The organism is Nocardioides sp. (assembly GCF_035547795.1).
Taxonomy (GTDB): Bacteria; Actinomycetota; Actinomycetes; order Propionibacteriales; family Nocardioidaceae; genus Nocardioides.
On sequence record NZ_DASZUF010000203.1, the window covers coordinates 1 to 5722 of the forward strand.

The window sequence follows — 5722 nt, forward strand, 5'->3', positions numbered from 1 at the left end:
GTCGAACGGTTGTCCTGCTTTCCGGGTCCATGGCCCGTGAATTGAACGGTTGTTCGCGTTTTGGGTGCGGTTGCCGACGAATTGAACGCCTGTTCCGTCCGAACGCTCGTTGGAATTTGCGCGGGCTGGGCCGGCGGGCTGGACGTTTGTTCAATTCCCGGGGGATGACTGCTGAGAGCCCGAACGGTCGTTGAATTCGTGGCTGGCTGGTCGCGGCGGGGCGGACGGTCGTTCAATTCGCGGCCCGCGGCCGCCGGAAGGCGGACGGTCGTTCAATTCGTGGCTGGCTGGTCGCGGTGGGAGGACAGTCGTTCGATTCGCGGCCCGCGGCCGCCGGGAGCCAGACAAGCGTTCAACCGGCCGGGCGCCCCGGCCGTGGACGATCGTTCAGCGGCGACCAGAGCTGAAGGAGGCCGCGCTGTGCGGGCGGCCGCCGGAGCCGCCGACACTGCTGGATGCACCTGAGCTCCCGAGGCCACTCGCGCCACCCGCGCCACGGCGGCGTCGGCGGTTACCGCCGCCCGACGTCGCCGGGCTGCCTGAGGTCGCCGGGCCGCTCGACTTCGCCGGCGTGCCTGTCCTCGTCGAATTCGCCACCTTCACCTGCCCCGAGGCGCTCGACGACTGCTTCGCAGCCGGCCGCTGGCTCTGACCGGAGCGGCCGCGCTGGGCCGGCGCCATCCCATCCGCGGCCTGACGCTTGCGGGCTCGAGACCCTGGGCGGCTCTTGCGACTGCTGGTCCGCTCCCCGGACGGCTGTCGCTCCGGCTGCACGACCACGGGCTCGAACGCGCCCGGTCGGATGCGCTCGCCGGGGGCGAGCTGGAGCAGGATCGCGTCGCTGGTGCCGCTCACCCGGGTGGTGGTGGGCTTGATGCCGGCTGCGCGCGCCAGGTCGCGGACATCGCGGACCTGGTCGCTGGTCATCAGCGTGACGACCGTGCCGGAGCTGCCAGCGCGGGCCGTGCGGCCCGAGCGGTGCAGGTAGGCCTTGTGCTCCGCCGGCGGGTCCGCGTGGATGACCAGGGCGACGTCATCGACGTGGATGCCGCGGGCGGCGATGTCGGTGGCGACCAGCGCGGTCGCCTCGCCGGAGTGGAAGGCGTCCATGTTCCGCGTGCGAGCGTTCTGCGACAGGTTGCCGTGCAACTCGACGGTCGGCACGCCGTTGCGGTTCAGCTGGCGAGCCAGCGCCTTGGCCCCGTGCTTGGTGCGGGTGAAGACGACGGTGCGCCCCGGCGCGCTGGTCAGGTCGACCAGCACCGGGACGCGGTGCTCGCGCTCGATGTGCAGGACATGGTGTGTCATCGCGGTGACCGGCGCCTCGACGCTGTCGGCCTCGTGGGTGACCGGCTGGTGCAGGAACTGCCGCACCAGCGCATCGATGGCCTTGTCGAGGGTGGCGGAGAAGAGCAACCGCTGGCCGGTCTTCGGGGTGGCCGCGAGCAGACGGCGTACGCCGGGCAGGAAGCCCAGGTCGGCCATGTGATCGGCCTCGTCGAGCACGGTGATCTCGACTTCGGCCAACGTGCAGTGCCCCTGCCCGATCAGGTCCTCGAGTCGTCCGGGGCAGGCGATGACGATGTCGACGCCACGCCTGAGCGCGGTGACCTGCGGGTTCTGGCCGACGCCGCCGAACACCGTGCGGCTGGTGAGCCCAGCCGCCTGGGCGAGCGGGGTCAGCGAGGCCTCGATCTGAGTGACCAGTTCGCGGGTCGGCGCCAGGATCAGCGCCCGCGGCGCCCGCGGATTCGGCCGTTTGCCGGAGGCCGCCAGACGGGCGACCAGCGGCAGCAGGAAGGCATAGGTCTTGCCGGAGCCGGTGCGGCCCCGGCCGAGCACGTCACGCCCGGCGAGCGAGTCGGGCAGGGTGGCGGCCTGGATGGGGGTGGGGGTCTCGATGCCGAGACCGGTGAGGACATGGCTGAGCTGCTCGGGCAGGCCGAGGCTGGCGAAGGAGGTCAAGGAGAATCTCTCTGTGCTGTCGTCTCGCCGACCAACCGCGGTTCCGAGGTCTCGGGCGGCTGCGCACGGAGCAGGAAGGTTCGCTACGACATGCGGACAACTCGCGGCGAGAGCTCGACGAGTCGATGTAGCAAGGCTAGCGGACCGGTGGTGAATCGCCCGCATCGCCGCGGTCGAACACGGCAAGCCGAGCAACGACAAGCCGAGCAACGACAAGCCGACCGAGTCAGTCGCGCAGGTACGACGCGCCCCGCCGCAGCCTGGCCGCCGCCTCGGACACGACCCGGTCCACGAGTTCCTCGCAGGTGGGCAGGTCGTCGATCAGGCCGACCACCTGACCGGCGGCGAGTACCCCGGCCGACGTGTCGCCCTCGACCAGCCCGGCCCGGAGCATCGTCGGCGTGTTGGCCGCGAGGGCGAGCTGGGCCAGCGAGCGACCCTGAGTGTGCTTCATCGCCCGCCCCTCGGCGGCGAGCTGTCGCCACGACATCCCCGAGGCGCGCTTGAACTCCAGCGTGCGCCGCAGTGTCGGCAGCGCTCGTCGGGCCAGCGACGACTCCTCCAACGAGCGTACGAGCGAGGTGCGCAGCATCCGATGCGGCATGCCGTCCACCCGATCGGTGACGACGGTGCCGTCCAGGCCGTGGGACAGGTAGAGCTCCTTGACCGGCTGCGGAACCCGGGAGTCGGCGGTGAGCAGGAAGCGGGTGCCCATGCCGACACCGGCCGCGCCGTAGGACAGCGCTGCAGCCAACCCACGCCCGTCGAAGAAGCCGCCGGCGGCGACCACCGGGATCGATCGTCCGGAGGAGGTCAGCGCGTCGAGTACGGCGGGCAGCAGCAGCGTCGTCGGCACCGAGCCGGTGTGGCCGCCGCCCTCACCGCCTTGCACCATCACCGCGTCGGCACCCCACGACGCCACCTTGACCGCATGCTTGGGGGCGCCGATGGAGGGGATCACCACGATGCCGTGCTCCTTGAGCAGGGCGATCAGCTCGGGCTTGGGCGCCAGCGCGAAGGATGCCACCCGGACACCGTGCTCGATGAGCAGTCGGCACCGGTCGGCGGCGTCGCCGGCGTCGGCGCGCAGGTTGACCCCGAACGGCTCCGCCGTGCGCGACCGAACCTCGAGGATCGCCTTCTCCAACTCGGCCAGGGTCATGGTGGCCGAGGCCAGGATGCCCAGCCCGCCGGCGTTCGCCGTACCGCTGACCAGACTCGGCCCGGCCACCCAGCCCATCCCAGTCTGCACCACCGGGTGACGGACCCCGACCAGCTCGGTCAGCGGCGTGCGCAGCAGCTGCTCGATCACGACGGCACCTCCCGCTCGCGCAGCCCGGTGGGATCGAGTACCTCGCGGATCAGCATCAGCTCGGTGGACGTGGGCTGGCGGGTGGTCGGCACGGCCTCGGGTACGGCGAGGTCGAACCCGGTCGCCGCGGTCACGTCGGAGACCGTCACCCCGGGGTGGGTCGAGACCAGCCGCACCGTGCCGTCCGGGCCGGCGAAGTCGAGCACCGCCAGATCGGTGACGACCCGATGCAGGTCGTGGAAGCGGGTGGCGCCGGCCGCCTCCGCCCGTGCTCGGCCGACACCGGTGACGATGTCGACCCGCTCGACGAAGACGCGGGTCGAGTGCCGGGGCACCCAGTAGGACGTGCGGTTGTTGACGGTGTTGCCGGGGGCGCCGCGGGAGCCGAGCAGCTGACGCGCGGGCCGGTCGAAGGGCCCGATGGCGGAGATGTTCTGGTTGCCGTGCCGATCGAGCTGGGTGGCGCCCATCATCACGTGCCGTCTGCCCCAGGCCACCACGTCGAAGACCTTGCGGAAGGGGATCCAGCCCTCGACGACGCCGGCCGAGGAGCCCAACGGCCCGGGAGAGGCGAGGAAGAGCGACTCGCCGTCGGAGACGACCAGGTCGGGGTTGCTGGTCAGCCGGCACAGCCGGGCGCCGAGCGTGGGGAGCAGTCCCATCGGGGAGGCGAAGAGCTCGCCGTCCTGCGCCCAGCAGTCGGCGATCGCCGCGGCGACCACCTCGGAGCGGGTCGCCTCACCCATCGTCGCGCTCCTTCCCGAACGACGTCACGGCCGCCTGGTAGGCGGCCTCGTCGCCGGCCAGGAAGCGCGCCTCGAACGCGGGCCAGGCATCGCCGTCCTTGGCGGCCCCGACATAGGCTCGTTGGAAGCGCTCGTCCCGCTCATAGTCGGGCACACACGAGGTGAAGTGCGCTCCGCCCGGCGCCTCCACCACGCCGTCGACCATCATCCGGCTCAGCAGCAGCCGCTGCACCGGGGCGTCGATGGTCAGGCCCGCGGTGTCGACGATCTGCTCGACCGAGACGTAGGTCCGTGCCGCGGCCATCGCGAAGAGATCGTCGAAGTAGGGGTCCGGACCGAGGTAGGTGGCGTTGCCGTGGGGGTCCGCGCGGTTGAGGTGCAGCAGTGCCACGTCGAGCGTCAGCGCGGGCATCGCGACCAGGGTCTCGCCGTCGTCGTACGGGCTGGTGACGGTCCGTAGGGACGGGTTGTTGACCATCACGTCGGAGCCGAGTCCGGCGCGCGTCGGCAGGAACGGCAGCCGCTGGGCGGCCGCCCGCAGCCCGGTCTGGAACATCCCCTCGTCTAGCTCCGTCACCTCCGGGATCGTGCCCAGCTGGCGGGCGCGCTGGAAGTGAGGCTCCAGCGGGATCGAATCGAGCGAGACGAAGGCGTAGACCAGCCTGCGGATCTTCCCGGCCTGGGCGAGCAGCCCGACATCGGGGCCGCCCCAGCTCACGATGGTCAGATCCTTCAGCGGGGAGCGGAGGATCGCGCGTACGAACGCCATCGGCTTGCGTCGCGACCCCCAGCCGCCGATGCCGATGGTCATGCCGTCCTCGAGCCGGGCGACGACATCCTCGATCGACATCCGCTTGTCCCGCGGGCGCAGGCTCACCGGGGGTCCTCCTCGGTCGGGCGCGCCTTCGACGTACCGGCGAAGGCATCGCGCAGCTCGTCGGAGACGCCGCTGAGGTTGAGCTCGAAGGTGAACCCCTGCTCGAACCGGTAGCTCCTGTTCACGTCGACCGGGTCGATGCCGTTGAGCGCCGCCTTCGCGGCCCGGATGACGCGGGTGTCCTTGGCGGCGACGTCCGCGGCCAGCTCGAGCGCGAGGTCGTCGAGTTGGTCGCGGGGTACGACGGCGTAGACGGACCCGTGCGTCACGAGCTCGGCCGCGGGGATGGTGCGGGCGGTGAAGTAGAGGGTGCGCATCAGGTGCTCAGGCACCAGCCGAGCCAGGTGGGTGGCGGCGCCGAGGGCGCCCTGGTTGACCTCGGGTACGCCGAAGTAGGCGTCCTCGCTGGCCACCACCACGTCGCTGTTGCCCGCCAGGCCGACGCCGCCGCCCAGGCAGAAGCCGTGCACCGCCGCGATCACCGGCACGCTGCACTCGTAGACCGCCTTGAACGCCGCGAAGCAGCCGCGGTTGGCGCCGACCAGTGCGTCGAAGCCGCTGGTGGTCTGCATCTCCTTGATGTCCACGCCGGCGTTGAAGCCCCTGCCGGTGGCTCGCAGGACCACCACCTTGGTGCGCTGGTCGGCGCTGGCGAAGTCGAGTGTGGCGGCCAGCTCGAACCACCCCTGCACGCTGAGCGCGTTGACCGGCGGCTGGTCCATGGTGACCACGCGGATGCCTTCGTCGCGCAGCTCCGACGTGACCGCGCCCCGGGTTGTCATGGACAAAACCTAGCGCTTGCTTGGTAGCCTAGCACTTGCT

5 protein-coding genes are annotated in these 5722 nt (G+C 71.2%); all 5 read right to left on the reverse strand.

Translation table 11 applies throughout. From position 1 onward, the window contains the following. Positions 1-387 precede the first annotated feature (387 nt). Positions 388-1965 carry a DEAD/DEAH box helicase gene (locus VHA72_RS15120; protein WP_325576658.1) on the reverse strand — a complete coding sequence of 526 codons (1578 nt, stop codon included), beginning with the start codon at positions 1963-1965 and terminating at the stop codon, positions 388-390. A gap of 226 nt (positions 1966-2191) precedes the next feature. After that, positions 2192-3277, reverse strand: a complete 1086-nt coding sequence (locus VHA72_RS15125) for an NAD(P)H-dependent flavin oxidoreductase (protein ID WP_325576660.1) — start codon at positions 3275-3277, stop codon at positions 2192-2194. Further along, positions 3274-4023, reverse strand: a complete 750-nt coding sequence (locus tag VHA72_RS15130; RefSeq protein WP_325576662.1) for a CoA-transferase subunit beta — start codon at positions 4021-4023, stop codon at positions 3274-3276. The genes VHA72_RS15125 and VHA72_RS15130 overlap by 4 nt, the downstream gene beginning before the upstream one ends. Then, complete coding sequence (locus tag VHA72_RS15135; protein ID WP_325576664.1) at positions 4016-4900, reverse strand: CoA transferase subunit A; 885 nt, start codon at positions 4898-4900, stop codon at positions 4016-4018. Before VHA72_RS15135 ends, VHA72_RS15130 begins: the two co-directional genes overlap by 8 nt. Then, on the reverse strand, positions 4897-5682 hold the full coding sequence (locus VHA72_RS15140) for an enoyl-CoA hydratase family protein (protein WP_325576666.1): 786 nt from the start codon (positions 5680-5682) through the stop codon (positions 4897-4899). The genes VHA72_RS15135 and VHA72_RS15140 overlap by 4 nt, the downstream gene beginning before the upstream one ends. Positions 5683-5722: the final 40 nt, after the last annotated feature.